Source organism: Streptomyces racemochromogenes (assembly GCF_044129415.1).
Classification (GTDB): Bacteria; Actinomycetota; Actinomycetes; order Streptomycetales; family Streptomycetaceae; genus Streptomyces; species Streptomyces racemochromogenes_A.
On record NZ_JBBDHD010000159.1, the window covers coordinates 1 to 12,952 of the forward strand.

Here is a 12,952-nt window from a genome sequence, read left to right on the forward strand (position 1 = left end):
GCGGAGAGATGGGGTTCGACGGATCCTTGTATAAATGGGGGGGCCGGGGGGGGGGCCCCCGCCCGGGCGCCCGGGCCGGACCCGCCCCCCGCCCGGCGGGCCGGCACCGGCGCCCCGGGGGCGCCGCCGGGACGCGGGTGCGCCGCGGGCCGGCTCAGCGGCCGCCGGCGGCCGTGCCCGGCGCCAGGCGCGACGCCTCGATCTCCGCCCACACCGCCTTGCCGTGCCCGCTCACCTCGGAGCCCCAGCGGTCGCAGAGCCGGTCGATGATGTTGAGCCCGTGACCTCCCGGCACCCCGCGCCGGGGGGAGGGGTCGCGGCGCGGCAGCTCCGTGGACGCGTCGAACACCTCGATCCGCAGGACCTCGTCACGGGTGAGGACGAGCAGGAGGCAGCCGCCCGCGTGCAGGCTGGCGTTGGTCACCAGCTCGGAGACGACGAGCAACACGTCCTCCGCGCTCTCGGTCCCGTCCCAGCCCCAGTCCTGCAGCGCCCGCCGCGCGAAGTCGCGGCCCTTGGCGACCTGGCCCCGGGCGCCGGCCAAGGCCAGCTGGCGGCGCTGGCGCGCGGCCGCGGGCTGTGGTGGATGGCCGGTCGGCGATCCGCTGCTCGTCACTGTGGTCTCATCCTCACCGTTGCATGGCTCTCGTCTCGTGGCGACCGCAAGGGCCCCGGGTGTATCCGTCGCTTTCCGGACCGTACGAACCTGCCCCCGGACGGGCCGGAGACACCCGGCCGGCCGTGTTCGGGGCGCTTCGAGTGCCGGACAGTGTACGGGGCCGGGCCCTCCGGGGTCCGGTCGTGTGCGGTGTCGGACGAGGCCGGGCGGACGGCGCGGCGGGATTCGGCCGTCCGCCGGGGGCGTACGGCCGGCGCCGGCGGCCGCCCCCGGGGGCCATGAGGCCCTCCGGGTCCCGGCGGGCCCTACGAGGCGAGCATGCCTTCGCGCAGGCGGCTCAGCGTGCGCGAGAGCAGCCGGGAGACCTGCATCTGCGAGATGCCCAGGGCGGCGCCGATCTCCGACTGGGTCCGGTCCTGGCCGAACCGCATGCGCAGGATCAGCCGCTCCCGGGGAGCCAGCTCCCGCAGCAGGGGGGCCAGCGTGTGGCAGTCCTCGAACAACTCCATGGCGGGGTCGGTGTCGCCCAGCCGGTCCGCCAGCGCGCGCGTGGGCCGGCCCGTTCCCAGGGCCTCGTCCGCCTCGCAGGCCAGGTCGAGGGAGCCGCTGGTGTAGCCGTTGGCGGCGATGAGACCGTCGACCACCTCTTCCTCCGACAGCCCGAGGTGCCGGGCGACCTCCTTGGCCGTCGGGGCGCGGTTCAGCTCGTCGGTGAGGGCCTCCTGGGCCCGGGCGAGCTCGGTGCGCAGCTCCTGGAGCCGGCGCGGTACGTGGACGGCCCAGGTGGTGTCGCGGAAGTGCCGCTTGATCTCACCGGTGATGTACGGGAGCGCGAGCGTGGAGAACTCGACCTCGCGGTCGGGGTCGTAGCGGTCGATGGCCTTGATCAGGCCGACGGTGCCGACCTGGACGATGTCGTCCATGTCCACCCCGCCGCCGGACGCCCGGGAGCGGAAGCGGCGGGCGGCGAACCGCACGAGGGACAGGTTCATCTCGATCAGCGTGTTGCGGACGTACTGGTGTTCACGGGTCCCCTCCTCCGTGGCGCGCAGCCGGGCGAGGAACAGCCGTGACAGCTCCCGGGCGTCCGCGGGGGAGAGCTCCCGCGCCCGTTCCACCGCGGGAAGCGCTCCGGCCGGCGGCTCCGCTGCCGCGGCCGCCGCGCGGGCCGGGGCCCGGCTGTCCGCGGGGTGGACGGAATGTGCGACTGCGGCCGGACGAGGCATGGGGGCCGTCCTCTCCCTGGGGTCGGTGGCTGCCGCCGCCGCTCCTGCCCAGGCGTCCGGACCGTACACCTCCGGATTCGCGGCCCTCCGCCCGCGGCGGCCCGGGGCCGGGACACCGTCACGGGAGGAGCGAGCGTGCATACTCCATTCCGGAACCCGTACGGCGACATCCGGGGAGGCGGAGATGGCGGAAGCCGAAGACGTGCACGGCGACGGTGTGGTCGGGGACGGATATCCGGCCGGGGCCGGCTGGGTCGTGACGGCGCGCGGAGAGCTGGACCAGGACACCCTGGGACCACTGGAGCAGGCCCTGAGCGAGGCCGCGGACCGGCACGGCCTGGTCGTCCTGGACGCGAGCGCCGTCACCTTCGGCGACTCCTCCTTCCTCAACCTCCTCCTGCAGGTGCACCGCACGACCGTCCTGCGCATCGCCGCTCCGTGCGACCAGCTGCGCCGCCTGTTCGCCCTCACGGGAGTGGACACGGTCCTCTCGCTGTACCCCGGCGTCCAGGAGGCGCTCGACGGGTGACGGCCGCGACCCGGGGCGCATGCGCCGGCGGAGTGGGGGCATGCGAGTGCGCGGAGGTGACACATCATGATTCCCCTGCTTCTCGTTCTCCTGCTCGCCCTGATCCTGTTCGGTGCCGGTTTCGCCCTGAAGGTCCTCTGGTGGGTGGCGCTCGCCGTGCTGGTGATCTGGCTGCTCGGCTTCGTCGCGCGCCCGAAGACCGGCAGCGGCCGCTGGTACCGCTGGTAGCCGCCCCTGACGCACACCGGCTCTGCGGGGCCCCGCCCTCACGGGTCGGGCCCCGCCGCCGCATCCGGATGCGGTCCGCGGGAACGGGGGCGACGCTGGAGGGGCACGACGTCCCGAAGGAGGAAACCATGTCGATCGTCGACAAGCTCAAGGGCATGCTCGGTCACCACCCGGACAAGGCCAAGGACGCGGTCGAACGCGGGGGAGACATGATCGACGAGCGGACGGGCAACAAGTACACCGACAAGGTCGACATGGGTCAGGAGAAGGCCAACGACTACATCGACCGCAACCGCCCGCCCCAGTCCTGACCCCACCCCACCGCCGGCCGGACAGGGCCGGAGCCACTCGTAACCCGGTGTCCCGGGGGCGCGGCCCTCTGCCAGAATCCGGTGCATGTCTGTTCGATATCCGCGCCCCTTGCGCCCCGGCGACCGTATCGGCGTCACCTCCCCGTCGAGCGGGGTGGCGAAGGAGTCGGCCCCACGCCTGGGCGTGGCCGTCCGCGACCTCCGGGAGCGCGGCTACGAGGTGGTCGTCGGCCGGTGCATGGACGGCACGGGGCACGTCAGCGCCCCGGCCGCCGAACGCGCCGCCGAGCTGATGGAGATGCTCACCGACCCCACGGTCAGGGCCGTCGTGCCCCCGTGGGGCGGGGAGACGGCGATCGACCTGCTTCCCCTGCTCGACTGGGACCTCCTGCGGGAGGCGGAGCCGACCTGGGTCGTCGGGTTCTCCGACCTGTCCACCCTGATGACGCCGCTGACCCTGCTCACGGGGGCGGCGACCGTCCACGGCGACAACCTCATGGACACGCCCTACCGGGTACCCGAGGGGCTCCTGCCGTGGCTCGACGTCGTCTCCTCGCACCCGGGCCGCAGCTTCACCCAGACACCGCCCGGCCGTCACCGGGGGCCCGGGTACGACGACTTCGCCCGCATCCCCGAGGTGCGCGAGCACCCGCTCGACCGCACCGGCACCTGGACCCGGCTCGACGGGGACGGTGACGTGGAGGCGGAGGGGCGGCTGATCGGCGGCTGCGTCGAGACTCTCTCCAACCTCACGGGATCGCCCTACCTCGACGTGACGGCCTTCGCCGACGAGGAGTCGCCCGAGGGGCTCCTCGTGTACGTGGAGGCGGCCGGGGACGACGCCTTCACCATCTGCCGCAACCTCCACGGCATGAGGCTCGCCGGGTTCTTCGACCGGGCGAACGCGGTGCTCGTCGGCCGGACCCACGCCCCGGACAGCCCCTCCCTCAGCCAGCACGAGGCCGTCCTCGACGCACTCGGCCCGCTCGGCGTACCGCTCATCGCCGACGTCGAGTGCGGCCACGTCGCGCCCCGCATGCCGATCGTCAACGGAGCGCGCGGCCGCGTCGTCCACACCCCGGGCCGGAGCGAACTGACGCAGACCCTGGACTGACCCCGTCGGGCGGGTGGCGCAGGGCCGGCGGAGCGCCTTTCGGCATCGGCTTCCAGCCAACTCCCAAAGAAATTCTGCAAAAAAACTTTGGGAAACTATCCGGGGAGCCTGGCCTCCCGTCATGGTCAACGACGAACAGCGCCGCGTCCTCGACCCCGAGCGCGACGCGGCAGCCCTGAAGGCCCTCACCCACCCCCTGCGCATCCGCCTGCTCGGCCTGCTGCGGCAGCACGGCCCGGCCACCGCCAGTGAACTCGCCGTCCGCACCGGGGAGTCGTCCGCCTCCACCAGCTACCACCTGCGCGTCCTCGCGAAGTACGCCTTCGTCGCCGAGGCCGAGCACCGTGACGGGCGGGAGCGCCGGTGGCGGGCCGTGCACGCCGCGACGTCCTGGAGCGGCGGGGACATGGCGGCGACGCCGGACAGCCGGGCCTACGTCGGCCTGTCGCGCCGGGTGCAGATCGAGCACCTGGAGGCCTCCCTCGTCCGGCACGAGGCCGATGTGGCCGAAGGCCGCCTGGGGCAGGAGTGGGCGGGGGCCGCCGGGATCAGTGACCGACTGCCCCGGCTGACCCCCGAGTCGCTCACCGAGCTCTGGGACGCGCTCCACCGGAAGCTGGACGAACTGACCACCCGTGACGCGGCGGACCCGCGCGCCGCGCAGGTCGTCCTCCTCACCGCCGGACTGCCCCTGGCGCCGCCCGCCGAGGGCGACGCGGACGCCGCCGCAGCCGGCGCGGAGCCGGAAGGCGTACGGCCCGACGCCGGGAGCGCCTCGTGAGCCGGCCGGCCCTGGACCCGGCCGCCGCGCGCCGCCGCTACATCAGGGTGTGCGTGCTCTTCTGGCTGCCCCTGGGCCTGGCCGTCGCGCCCGTGATCCTGCTGTTCACCCAGCGTGGCATGACCCTGCCGGCCATCACCGGGCTGTTCGCCCTGCACTCCCTCACCGCCGCCGCGCTGGAACTGCCCACCGGAGGCCTGTCCGACGTGCTGGGACGCCGCGCCGTCCTCGCCGCCGCGGGCCTGCTGAACCTCGCCGCCCTGACCCTCGTGGCGCTGGGCACCACCCCCTGGCCGGCGGCCCTCGGCATGGGCCTGCTGGGCGCCGGCCGCGCGCTGTCCAGCGGCCCCGCCGAAGCCTGGTACGTCGACACCGTCCACGCGCACTCCGGCCCCGGCGCGGACCTGCACACCGGCCTCGCCCGCGGCTCGTCCGCGACGTCCGCCGCGCTCGCCGCGGGCACCCTCCTCGGCGGCGCCCTCCCCTGGCTGATCGGGCTGGGCCCGGACCCCGGCGCCCGGCTCGCCGACGCCACCGCCGGGCTGGTGCTGCCCCTCTCCGTCCCCCTGCTGCTGGGCGCGGTGTGCGAAGCCGCCTTCGTGCTGTACGCCGTGACCGCGCTGCCCGAACCGCCCGCCCGGCGGCCACCCTGCGCGACGTGCTGCGCGGGGTCCCGGCCACCGTCGCGGAGGGGCTCCGGCTGGGCACCCGGGACGCCCTGGTCCGCCGGGTGCTCCTCGGCGCCGCAGCCGCCGGCGGGGCCGTGGCCGCGCTGGAACTGCTCACCCCGGGCCGCGCCGCCGCCCTCACGGGGGCCTCGGAATCCGGGGCGGTCCTCTACGCCGCACTCGCCTGCGCCGGCTTCCTCTGCGCGGGCCTCGGCAGCCACCTCGCCCCGCTGGCAGTCCGGCTCGCGGGCGGCGGCGAGCGGGCCGTCACCGCCGGGCTGGGCGCGGGCGCCTGCGGGCTCCTCCTGCTCGGCGCCGCCCCCGCGTCGACGGGGCCGCTCCCGGTGGCGCTCGCGGCCACCGGATACGGCCTGGTCTACCTGGGCATCGGCGCGGCGGGACCCGGCGAGAACGACGTCCTGCACCGCCGCGTCACCGCCGCTGGCCGGGCCACAGCGCTGTCCGTCCAGTCCCTCGCCCTGCAACTGGCGGGAGCCCTGTCCGGCCTGCTCGTCGGCGCCCTGCCGCCGGGTCGGCTGCCCTGGCTGCCGGGAGCCGCCGCGCTGCTGGCCGGAGCCCTCCTGTGGAGCCGGGGCGCGGGCCGCCCGGCTCCGCCCGAGGCCGCCCCCTCCCCGAGCGGTGCGGGCCCGGCCCCCGTGGAGCACTGCCCGAGCCGCCCGTAAACCGGTTCCGGCCCGGGCCTCCCCGGCCCTGGGGTCTGCCCGTGGAGATCACCTACGAACAATACGGGCCCGCCCACGCCGACCAGTTGGTCGCCTTCCTCTGCGGCGACACCTGGCCGTTCCACGCGACGGCCGCAGTGGACCCGGCCGAAGCCCGGCGCCGGATCGCGGACGGCCGCTACGAGGGCCGGGACAACCGCACCTTCTGGATCACCGTGGACGGGGAACGGGCCGGACTGGTCCGCCTGATGGACCTGCGCGACGACACACCCCTGTTCGACCTGCGCCTGCGCTCGGCGTACCGGGGGCGGGGGATCGGCGGCCGGGCCCTGGCCTGGCTCACCACCCACCTGTTCACCGAGTTCCCGCACGTCCGGCGGATCGAGGGGACCACGCGACAGGACAACGAGGCGATGCGCCGCGCCTTCCGGCGGAGCGGCTACGCGAAGGAGGCGCACCACCGCGACGCGTGGCCGGCTCCCGACGGCGAATTCCGCGACGCCGTCGGGTACGCGATCCTGCGACGCGACTGGGCCTGCGGCACCACGACACCCCCCGAGTGGGACGACGAGCCCGGCCCCTCCGGCGATGACGGCGCCGGCCGTCGCCGAGGCGGCCTGTGACGGCCGGGCGGAACTCTCGGTTCCACCCCGCCGTGCCGGGCCGGCCGCGCGCCGCCGGACGGATTCAGGCAAGGGGCGTCGATTGATATAGCGTGCCCACGTCAATCGCACCATCGTGATCGTGGGGGACTCCCGTATGACCTATCCGCCGCAGCCGCAGGGCCCCGGCCCGTACGGCCAGCCCGGCCCGTACGCACAGCAGCCGCAGGGGTACCCGCAGCCCCAGCCGGGGTACGCGTACCCCCCGCCGCAGGGCCAGCCGCCCTACGGCGGGGCGCCGCAGCAGCCGATGTACCCGAACGCGCCCCAGATGCAGATGCAGCCGCCGCCCCCGCAGCAGTGGGGCGCCCCTCCGGCCCCTCCGGCCCGCAGCGGGGGCATCGGCGTCATGAAGGTCCTCAAGGCCATCGGCATCGTGGTCGTCCTCATCGCCGCCGCGGTGGGGTACTTCCTGAGCCAGGACGACGCCGACCACGCGAAGGTCGGCGACTGCCTGAAGAACAACGGCACCACCGCCGCCAGCCTGGACCTCCAGGTGGTGGACTGCGGCTCCACCGGAGCCGCGTACAAGGTGGTCGAGGTGCTCCCCGGCACGCTGGACACCAACCGCTGCCAGGGCAAGTCCGACCTGGGCTACTACGAGCAGACCCGCGGTTCCCGCCGCAGCTCGGGCAAGCAGTTCGTGCTCTGCCTCAACCAGACGAAGAAGTAGTCCGCGCGCCGTTCAGGGCGCCGGATCGGCCGTCCGCCAGGCGGCCATCTGCTCACGGAACTTCGGGCACGTGACGATGTCCTCCTCGCCGCACCGGAGGGCATGCGTCAGCAACTGGTGCGCGTGGTCCAGGTCCACCATGCGCTGCTCGATCTCGGTGATCTTCGCGCGGATCATCGCCTCCCGCTCAGGTCGCTCCCGTTGGAACTCGCCGATCTCGCCCAGGGTGAGCCCGGCCTGCTGACAGGTGCGGAGCACCGTGATCCGCTCCGCCGCCTCCGGCGGATAGCGCCGCTGCCCGCTCTCGCGCTCGGGGGCGGGCAGCAGGCCGTGGCGTTCCCAGTAGCGGATGGCCGAGGCGGGCACCCCGGTCAGCTCGGAGAGCCGGCCGATCGTCATGCGCACGGCGCGTTCCACTCGTTCCACCCGTTCCTCCTGCTCCTTCGGGGATCCGACCCCGGCGGCTTGACTTGAACCTTAGTTCAAGTTGAAGAGTGGTCGGCACGTAGACGGCGGCGCAAGGGCCGCCGTCGGCAGCACACCTGGAGGCAACCCCATGAGTGACACGCGCGTGCGCGACGAGCGGGCGGACCAGCTGGTGGAAGCGGCGGAGGCGCTCTTCACGGCGGGGGTGATGTCGCACTCCGGACACGCCAACCTGAGCGCCAGGCTCGACGGAGAGCGCATCCTGCTGACGCCGGGGCACGTCCGGGGCCTGCGGCCCGGACAACTGGCGACCGTCGCCTTCGACGGACAGGTCCTCGAAGGCACCCTGCGGTCCGTCAGCGCCGAGATCACCGCCATGCACACCGCCGTGTACCGCGCCCGGCCCGGTGTGGGCGCGGTCATCCACACCCACTCGCCCTCCGCGACCGCCTTCGCCGTCGCCCACCGGCCGCTGCCCTGCCGCACCGAGCCGATGCTCCGCTTCGGGCAGGCCGAGGAGGTCCCGGTCGTGCCCTGGGGGCCGCGCGGATCGGACGTGTCGGTGCGCGGCATCGTCGAGGTGCTGGAGCGCCGCCCCACGACCTCCGCCGTCCTGCTGGCCAACCACGGGCTCCTCGTGTTCGGCCCGGACGCGGCGGCCGCCGCCCACCTGGTGGTGGCGATCGAGGAGAGCGCCGAGGCCGAGATCGCCGCCGCGGCCATCGGCGGCGCGGTGGACTTCCCGCCGGACGCCCGGGAGGCCGTGCGCGTCGCGCTCGCCCGGGTCGCGTCATGAACCGCGCCACGGACGCCCGGAACGCCGCGGACGCCGCCCCCGCCTCCCGCACGGAGGCCGTGCGCGACCGGTACCGCTCCACCCTCGGCGCCGTGCCGGGCGGGGTGGAGCAAAGGCTGGGCCTGGCGGGCGAGTTCGGCCGGCTGCCGACGGAGGAGGCGCTCGCGGAGCTGCGGCACGTCGTACTCACCGACAACCCGCTGGGGGCGCGGGTGCAGCAGCTCGTCCACTTCGGGCAGCTGCTGGCCCTCGGCCGCGAGCACCCGGCCCGGATCCACGCCCGGGGCGCCCTGCACGCCGGAGCGGGCATCGCGGACCTGATCGGCGTCGCCGAGACCGCGCTCATCACCGCGGGCGTGCCGGCGTACGCCCTCGGCAGCGAGGTCATCGCCGAACTCCTCGCGCACACCCGGCCGGACGCGTCGGCGGACAAGGACGGCCCGGCCCGGTTCTGATCCGGGCGCGGACCCCGCCGCGGGTCGGGCCGGCCGTCCGCATCCGGCCGGAATCAGCCGTACCGCTTTTGTTGGGCGGGCGGCGCCGACCGCCGCCGCAGCCGCAGCGGTGGTGCGTGGGGCGGGTGCGGCGGCCCCTGCGGGCGAGGGGACGGGCGTCGGGCTTCGGCCACGCCGGCCGCGGCACCGCCCAAGGTCGCGTTCCTCCCGCATGGTTGCTGGGCACCCGCTTGGGTGCCCATCGATCACCACGCCAGGAGCACCCCGATGACCAAGGTCCTCGTCCTGCACAGCGTCAGCCTCGTGGGGTCGGCCCTCGCCGCCCTGCTCAGATCCGAAGGTGGTTTCGACGCCGACTCCGCCTGCTGGCGGTCCGCCGGGCGCCAGGCGGAGTCCTTACGGCCGGACGTGACCGTCGTCGACCTCGACTGTCCGGGCGCCTCGGCCACGCTGGGGCTCCAGGGCGCCGCCCGCCCGCTCGCCGAGCCGGCGGCCCCGCTGCTCGTGCTCGCCACCTCGGGAGCGCCCGGCGCGCTGCGGCGCGGGGTCCAGGCCGAGGCCCGCGGCTACGTGGACAAGGACGGCTCGCCCGGACGGCTGGTCCGGGCCGTCCGAAAGGTCGCCGCGGGAGGACGGTTCGTCGACGCCTCCCTGGCCTCGGCTTTGCTGGAGGCCGACCCCATGCCGCTCAGCCCGCGCGAACTCAGCGTGCTGGCCCGGGCCGCTGAAGGCGACTCCGTCGCCGAGATCGCGCGCGCCCTGCACCTTGCCAGCGGCACCGTGCGCAACTACATGGCCGCCGTCACCCGCAAGACCGGCGCCCGCAACCGGATAGACGCCATCCGCATCTCGCGGAGGGCCGGCTGGGTCTGAGGCCCGGCCGCCGGCCCGTTCACACCCCGGCGTTCCAGAGCCCCACCAGCTCGCGGTACAGGGCCGACCTGGCCGGGAGGTCCTCGTGCGTGCCGCAGACCGCACGGTTCCCGTCCAGGACGAGGACCCGGTCCGCCCGTGCCGCTGAGGAGATGCGGTGGGCCACCACGACGAGCGTGCCCGGACGGGCGGCGAGAGCCCGCTCGGCGCGTTCCTCGGCCGCCGGGTCGAGGTGGCAGGTGGCCTCGTCCAGCAGCAGCAGGGGTGCCGGCGACAGGTAGGCGGCGACGAGGGCCAGTTGCTGGCGCTCGCCCTGCGAGAGCGCGGCCGGGTCGACCGGTGCGTCCGGGCCGCCCAGCCGGTCCACCAGGCCGTCCGCCCCGAGGGCGGCCACGGCCCGTTCCAGCTGTGCGCCGGGTACCGGACCGGGACACAGGTGGCCCAGGTTCTCGCGTACGGAGCCCGTGAACACGTACGCCTGCTGCGGCAGCAGGGTCCGCCGCGGGTCGGGGCCCCGCGGCGGGCCGGGGCGGGCGGGGGCACCGGCCAGCAGTACGGTGCCGCGGCCGGGCGGGAGGAGCCCCGCCAGCAGCGCGGTGAGCGTGGACTTGCCGATGCCGCTCGGCCCGACGACGGCCAGGTGCTCCCCCTCGCGCAGGACCAGGTCGAGACCGTCGAGCACCGGCTCGGCGCGCATCCCGTACGCGAACCGCACCCCGCGCAGCTCGGCCGCCGCGCCCGCTCCCCGGGAGTCCGCCGGGCCGGGCCGCCGCCCGGGCCCGGGGGCCGGTCCCGGTGCCGGGGTCGAGGCGGGGCCCGGGCCGGCCGGATCCGGTGCCGGCTCCCGTACCGCGCCGGCCGGCGGTCGTACCGGGTGCGGGGTGCAGAAGCGGTCCAGGACCACCACGAGGCGGGTGCCGGCGGAGCCGAGGGCGCCCATGAGCGCGTCGAGCGCCGGCAGCAGCGACTGGACCAGGTAGGTGAGCGCGGCGGCGAGGGCGCCCGCGCTCACCCCGCGCCCCAGCAGCCACGGCGCCCCCAGGAGCAGCGCGACGACGGGCAGCCGGCCCGCCACTGCGAGCGCCAGGGTGCGCAGGGCGGACCACCGGGCGAGCAGCACGGTCAGCCGCTCCTGTGCGGTGATCGGCGCCAGCAGGCCGGCCCCCGCGCGCGCACCGCCGCCGCAGGCGACCACGTCGCGCAGCCCCGCCGCCAGTTCCCCGGTCCGGGCGGCCAGGGCCTCGTCGGCATCCAGCGCGCGCCGCTGCGCCCGTGCCACCGGGCGCAGGGTGAGGAGGAAGCCGGCCGTCCCCAGGAGCAGCGGCGGCAGCACGAACAGCAGCAGGACCGGCGCCAGCGCCGCCATGCCGGCCAGCGCGCCCGCCGCGGTGAAGACGAAGGACCGGGCGACGAGCACCAGTCCCGCGAAGGAGTCCCGGGCCATCTCGGTCTGCTGGGCCAGCCGCGAGACGGCCCCGTCCCGGCCGGCCCGGGCCGGGTCGGCCACCGCGCGCTCCAGGGCCTGGCGCACGGCCCGGCGCACCAGACCGTCGCGCAGCGGCTCGACCAGCTCCGCGAGTCCGCCGAAGACGCCCCGCAGGGCGAGCCCGCCGAGGACGGCCCCGGCCCCGGCGACCGCCAGCCAGGAGAGGCCGGTGCCGGTCCGGGAGGCGAGGAAGCCGTCGTCGAGGGCGCGGGCCACCGCGTAGCCGCCGAGGAAGGTGTGGGCGGATTCCAGCAGGGACCACAGGGCGAGGGTGCGCAGCGTCCGGATCCGGCCGCGCAGGAATCGGCGTCCCTCACCTCCGACGCGGCGCCAGGCGCCGGTCCCGTCGGCGCTCACCGGCCGGTCCCGCCGCAGTGGTCCCCGTCCCAGCCGAAGAGCGAGCGGTATGCGGGGTCCTGCCACAGCAGGGCGTGCGGCCCCGTCGCCCGGACCCTGCCCTCCTCCAGCCAGACGACGAGGTCGGCGCGCGCGGCCGTGGCGGCCCGGTGGGTCACCACCAGCCGGGTCCGGGCGCGCACGTCACGGGCCAGGGCGCGTTCCACCTCGCGGGCGGTGACGGTGTCCAGGCTGGAGGTGGCGTCGTCCAGGACCAGTACCCGTCCCGCCCCGCAGAAGGCCCGTGCCAGGCCGAGGCGTTGCAGTTCCCCGCCGGACAGGGGAGCGTCCCGCAGGGGGGTCCGGTAGCCGCCGGGGAGGCGGCGCACGAACGCGTCGGCCCCCGCGGCCCGGGCCGCGGCGCGCACGGCGTCGCCGCCGGGCCGGGGCCGGGTCCCGAAGGCGATGGCCGCGCCGACGCTCCGCCCGAACAGGGCCGGCCGCTCGAAGGCGTGGCCCACCTCGCGCCGCAGCGCGTCGGCGGTGAGTTCCTCCAGCGGGGTGCCGTCGAGCAGCACCCGGCCCCTGTCGCAGGCGGTCAGCCGTCCGGCGACGGCGGCCAGCACGCTCTTGCCGGAGCCGGAGCGGCCCACGACGGCGGTGGTGGTGCCGCCCGGCAGCCGCAGGTCGATGCCGTGCAGCACGGTCCGCCCCGCGCGTTCGACGCGGACCCCGCGCAGCTCCAGCGTGCCGGGCCCGTCGGCCGGGTGTTCCCGTGGGCCCTGGGGGAGTTCGGGCAGGCCGAGCAGGGCCGCCGTGCGGCGGGCGGCGGCCCGGCCGCGGTTATCGATGTGGCTACCCTGACCGGCGCCTGCGTGATCGCGCTGGGGCACCACATCACCGGCCTGATGTCGAACCACAACCCGCTGGCGCACGAGCTGATCGGCGCGTCCGAGCAGGCCGGCGACCGCGCGTGGCGTCTGCCGCTGGGGGACGAGTTCCAGGAACAGCTGGAGTCTAACTTCGCAGACATGGCGAACATCGGCGGTCGTCCTGGCGGAGCAATCACCGCAGGCTGCTTCCTGG

Annotated in this window: 15 protein-coding genes and 2 pseudogenes; 12 read left to right on the forward strand and 5 right to left on the reverse strand. The window is 75.7% G+C overall.

The features are described from left to right. Nucleotides 1-154: 154 nt before the first annotated feature. The gene (locus WDV06_RS33140) at nucleotides 155-616 is read right to left on the reverse strand and encodes an ATP-binding protein (RefSeq protein WP_395513524.1); all 462 of its coding nucleotides are present in this window, start codon (nucleotides 614-616) and stop codon (nucleotides 155-157) included. 308 nt (nucleotides 617-924) lie between these two features. After that, nucleotides 925-1,845, reverse strand: coding sequence for a SigB/SigF/SigG family RNA polymerase sigma factor (locus WDV06_RS33145; RefSeq protein ID WP_395513525.1), 921 nt, complete (start codon nucleotides 1,843-1,845; stop codon nucleotides 925-927). Between the two features lie 184 nt (nucleotides 1,846-2,029). Between WDV06_RS33145 and WDV06_RS33150 the strand changes: the two genes are divergently transcribed. The 8 genes and pseudogenes from WDV06_RS33150 (at nucleotide 2,030) to WDV06_RS33185 (ending at nucleotide 7,494) form a co-directional block, all read left to right on the forward strand. Further along, complete coding sequence (locus tag WDV06_RS33150; protein WP_395513526.1) at nucleotides 2,030-2,374, forward strand: STAS domain-containing protein; 345 nt, start codon at nucleotides 2,030-2,032, stop codon at nucleotides 2,372-2,374. Nucleotides 2,375-2,440: 66 nt separating this feature from the next. After that, nucleotides 2,441-2,602 carry a hydrophobic protein gene (locus WDV06_RS33155; protein WP_395513527.1) on the forward strand — a complete coding sequence of 54 codons (162 nt, stop codon included), beginning with the start codon at nucleotides 2,441-2,443 and terminating at the stop codon, nucleotides 2,600-2,602. 128 nt (nucleotides 2,603-2,730) lie between these two features. Continuing rightward, nucleotides 2,731-2,913, forward strand: a complete 183-nt coding sequence (locus WDV06_RS33160; RefSeq protein WP_395513528.1) for an antitoxin — start codon at nucleotides 2,731-2,733, stop codon at nucleotides 2,911-2,913. 85 nt (nucleotides 2,914-2,998) lie between these two features. After that, complete coding sequence (locus WDV06_RS33165; protein WP_395513529.1) at nucleotides 2,999-4,027, forward strand: S66 family peptidase; 1,029 nt, start codon at nucleotides 2,999-3,001, stop codon at nucleotides 4,025-4,027. A gap of 121 nt (nucleotides 4,028-4,148) precedes the next feature. Continuing rightward, the gene (locus WDV06_RS33170; RefSeq protein WP_395513530.1) at nucleotides 4,149-4,808 is read left to right on the forward strand and encodes a helix-turn-helix domain-containing protein; all 660 of its coding nucleotides are present in this window, start codon (nucleotides 4,149-4,151) and stop codon (nucleotides 4,806-4,808) included. Beyond that, nucleotides 4,805-6,159: pseudogene (locus WDV06_RS33175) on the forward strand (MFS transporter). The gene WDV06_RS33170 and the pseudogene WDV06_RS33175 overlap by 4 nt, the downstream one beginning before the upstream one ends. A 41-nt stretch (nucleotides 6,160-6,200) precedes the next feature. After that, nucleotides 6,201-6,782 carry a GNAT family N-acetyltransferase gene (locus tag WDV06_RS33180; RefSeq protein ID WP_395513531.1) on the forward strand — a complete coding sequence of 194 codons (582 nt, stop codon included), beginning with the start codon at nucleotides 6,201-6,203 and terminating at the stop codon, nucleotides 6,780-6,782. 121 nt (nucleotides 6,783-6,903) lie between these two features. Further along, complete coding sequence (locus WDV06_RS33185) at nucleotides 6,904-7,494, forward strand: LppU/SCO3897 family protein (RefSeq protein WP_395513532.1); 591 nt, start codon at nucleotides 6,904-6,906, stop codon at nucleotides 7,492-7,494. 12 nt (nucleotides 7,495-7,506) lie between these two features. Here WDV06_RS33185 and WDV06_RS33190 read toward each other — a convergent pair whose 3' ends face one another. Next, the gene (locus tag WDV06_RS33190) at nucleotides 7,507-7,920 is read right to left on the reverse strand and encodes a MerR family transcriptional regulator (protein ID WP_395513533.1); all 414 of its coding nucleotides are present in this window, start codon (nucleotides 7,918-7,920) and stop codon (nucleotides 7,507-7,509) included. 130 nt (nucleotides 7,921-8,050) lie between these two features. On the opposite strand from WDV06_RS33190, the gene WDV06_RS33195 reads away from it, so the two are divergent. The 3 genes from WDV06_RS33195 to WDV06_RS33205 all read left to right on the forward strand — a co-directional run bounded on the left by WDV06_RS33195 (nucleotide 8,051) and on the right by WDV06_RS33205 (nucleotide 10,044). Continuing rightward, nucleotides 8,051-8,716, forward strand: coding sequence for a class II aldolase/adducin family protein (locus WDV06_RS33195; RefSeq protein ID WP_395513534.1), 666 nt, complete (start codon nucleotides 8,051-8,053; stop codon nucleotides 8,714-8,716). After that, nucleotides 8,713-9,171: a carboxymuconolactone decarboxylase family protein gene (locus WDV06_RS33200; RefSeq protein WP_395513535.1), complete on the forward strand. Its 459-nt coding sequence runs from the start codon at nucleotides 8,713-8,715 to the stop codon at nucleotides 9,169-9,171. Before WDV06_RS33195 ends, WDV06_RS33200 begins: the two co-directional genes overlap by 4 nt. A gap of 267 nt (nucleotides 9,172-9,438) precedes the next feature. Further along, the gene (locus WDV06_RS33205) at nucleotides 9,439-10,044 is read left to right on the forward strand and encodes a response regulator transcription factor (protein ID WP_395513536.1); all 606 of its coding nucleotides are present in this window, start codon (nucleotides 9,439-9,441) and stop codon (nucleotides 10,042-10,044) included. Nucleotides 10,045-10,063: 19 nt separating this feature from the next. On the opposite strand, the gene WDV06_RS33210 is transcribed toward WDV06_RS33205, so the two are convergent. Next, nucleotides 10,064-11,887: an ATP-binding cassette domain-containing protein gene (locus tag WDV06_RS33210; RefSeq protein ID WP_395513537.1), complete on the reverse strand. Its 1,824-nt coding sequence runs from the start codon at nucleotides 11,885-11,887 to the stop codon at nucleotides 10,064-10,066. Further along, complete coding sequence (locus WDV06_RS33215; protein WP_463668231.1) at nucleotides 11,884-12,570, reverse strand: ATP-binding cassette domain-containing protein; 687 nt, start codon at nucleotides 12,568-12,570, stop codon at nucleotides 11,884-11,886. The genes WDV06_RS33210 and WDV06_RS33215 overlap by 4 nt, the downstream gene beginning before the upstream one ends. On the opposite strand from WDV06_RS33215, the pseudogene WDV06_RS37375 reads away from it, so the two are divergent. Further along, nucleotides 12,562-12,952, forward strand: a pseudogene (locus WDV06_RS37375) (hypothetical protein); the annotation flags it as partial. The gene WDV06_RS33215 and the pseudogene WDV06_RS37375 sit on opposite strands and share 9 nt — an antisense overlap.